1 protein-coding gene is annotated in these 1,025 nt (G+C 34.1%); it reads right to left on the bottom strand.

From position 1 onward, the window contains the following. Nucleotides 1-65: 65 nt before the first annotated feature. Entirely contained in the window at nucleotides 66-695 is a 630-nt protein-coding gene (gene catB, locus F1E73_RS17060; protein ID WP_010256763.1) for a type B chloramphenicol O-acetyltransferase, read from the bottom strand. Nucleotides 696-1,025: the final 330 nt, after the last annotated feature.

Genomic DNA, 1,025 nt, shown 5'->3' with positions numbered 1-1,025 from the left:
TGTGTAATTTTAGCCGCAAACGCAGTTAAAACAAAAAGGCTCCGAATTTCGGAACCTTCTTTTTATCATTTCATTTTTCTAAAAAACTTGTACAACAAATCGATTTTATTTGAACAAAGAATTGGCATTGCTTCAAAAAGGGTTTCTTCATCCCATTCCCACCATTTCATTTCCTGCAATTTTTGGATGTCATCATCACTAAATCTCTTTTTTATCAATTTGGCTGGATTTCCCCCTACAATTGAATAAGGTTCAACATCTTTTGTAACCAAAGCACGACTGCCAATAACAGCTCCATCTCCTATCTGAACTCCTGGCATTATCATAGCTTCACTACCAATCCAAACATCATTCCCAACAACTGTATCTCCTGCTTTTTGAAATCCATCTTGGCTTTTACTGAAAACATCAAATTCAGACATATAAAAAAATGGAAAACTGGAAATCCAATCATATTTATGACCTTGATTACCTGCCATTATGAAACTTGCACCGCTCCCTATTGAACAATAAGAACCGATAATTAGTTTATCGACATCATTCCTGTCCGGAAACAGATAACGAGCACAATCGTCAAATGAATGACCGTGATAATAACCAGAATAATAAGAATATTTACCCGAAATTATATTGGGATTAGTTATGTGGTCTTTGATTATTTTTCCTTTAAAAGGACTTTCGAAGTAATTTTTCATTATTTAACATATTTAATTTACAATAAGAGACAATAAGGAAACGAAGAATAATACTAAACTATTCTCTTCCTATACGTTGCGTAAAGTAAATTTGCTAATCTGATAATTTCATCTGACAAAGATACTAAAAAACTACACATAACATCGCATTGGCAAAATGGCGGGTTAAGTTCAAAATTCAACTTTTGTGCTTTTTATTCCGCCGAATGTGTCCCACATTCAGCTTTTTTTTAATAATTTAGCTTCTGTGGAAACACATCGGCTACGTCACTGCTAAATTGAACTTTCGGTTCAATTTATCCGCCACTTCGCCAATGCGTTTCCCGTTGT

Origin of the sequence: Arenibacter lacus (genome assembly GCF_008711145.1) — a bacterium.
Classification (GTDB): Bacteria; Bacteroidota; Bacteroidia; order Flavobacteriales; family Flavobacteriaceae; genus Arenibacter; species Arenibacter amylolyticus.
The sequence above is the reverse complement of the archived record's forward strand: the minus strand, read 5'-3'. Positions and strand labels throughout refer to the sequence as shown.